At 37.1% G+C, this 1,376-nt stretch carries 1 protein-coding gene; it reads left to right on the forward strand.

Annotated elements, in window-relative coordinates; translation table 11 throughout:
* Positions 1–105: 105 nt before the first annotated feature.
* Entirely contained in the window at positions 106–1,344 is a 1,239-nt protein-coding gene (locus D8M05_RS19960; protein ID WP_417629398.1) for an IS256 family transposase, read from the forward strand.
* Positions 1,345–1,376: the final 32 nt, after the last annotated feature.

Below are 1,376 nucleotides of genomic sequence, written 5' to 3' on the forward strand. Positions count from 1 at the left end.
GGGAGTGTAAACTAAACTGTGTAAGTAAGAGAGCGTACGGCTCTTACTTCGCAGTTTAGTTTTTTATTTGGTAGAATCAAATTATACGAATGGGAGGTTATTCTATTGGCTAAATCAAAGCGTGATACAAAGTCAGCTGAGTTAGCGAAACAAATACTAGAAAACTACCAACCAGAGTCTGTAGAAGATATGCAGGACGCACTCAAAGATATATTTGGTCCTATGTTCGAAGCGATGTTAAAAGGTGAAATGAATAACCATTTAGGTTATGAATCAAATGATAAAGATGAAAAAGAGACAGAAAACAGACGTAATGGTTATGGAAATAAAAAGATAAAAACCAGTACAGGTGAACTCGACATTAAAGTGCCACGTGATCGTGATGGTTCCTTTGATCCTCAATTGGTGCCGAAACGCAAAAAGGACGTATCTGCAATTGAAGATAAAGTAATATCTATGTATGCTCGTGGGATGTCACAACGAGATATTTCTTCAACGATTGAAGATATTTACGGGTTTTCTGTGTCCCATGAAATGATATCGGATATAACCGACAACGTACTTCCTGAGTTAGAAGAATGGCAGGCGAGACCACTAAATAACTGTTATGCGTTTGTATTTGTAGACTGCATGTATACAACCATTCGTAATCAGTATGAGACAAAGAAATACGCCGTGTATACCATTTTAGGCTACACGCTGGAAGGCGAAAAAGAAATTCTCGGTTTATGGTTAAATGAAACCGAAAGTAAGCATAAATGGATGCAAATTTTTGATGAGATCAAAGCTAGAGGTGTAGAAGATATATTTTTTATTTCCATGGATGGTGTTAGTGGTTTAGAGGAAGGTGCACACGCTATCTTTCCTGATGTAATCGTACAACGGTGTATGGTTCATTTAATTCGCAATTCCATCAAATATGTACCAAGCAAAGATTATAAGGCTTTTACTAAAGCACTGAAGAAGGTATATGGTGCACCTAGTTTAAAAGCTTGTCAAAGTGCCTTTGATTCCTTTCAACAACAATGGGCTGCCTATCCAGGGGCAATTGATGTTTGGACAAGGAACTTCCAACATGTCGAGCAACTCTATGATTATGGAAGTGCCATACGTAAAGTTATGTACACAACAAACGCAGTAGAAAGTATCCACTCCAGCTTTAGAAAAGTAACCAAAAAAGGAGCATTCCCCAACGAGAACGCTCTGTTAAAAGTATTATTTTTACGTATAAAAGAACTTGAAACAAAATGGAAAGGTGGCCATTTCCAAAACTGGGCAATGGTTATGAACCAACTACTCCTTCATGATAATCTAAAAGAACGGGTTTTAAAGTATCTTGAGTAAGTTTTAATTTACACACTTTATTTGACAAACCC

The organism is Oceanobacillus bengalensis (assembly GCF_003628445.1).
GTDB classification, from domain to species: domain Bacteria; phylum Bacillota; class Bacilli; order Bacillales; family Amphibacillaceae; genus Oceanobacillus; species Oceanobacillus bengalensis.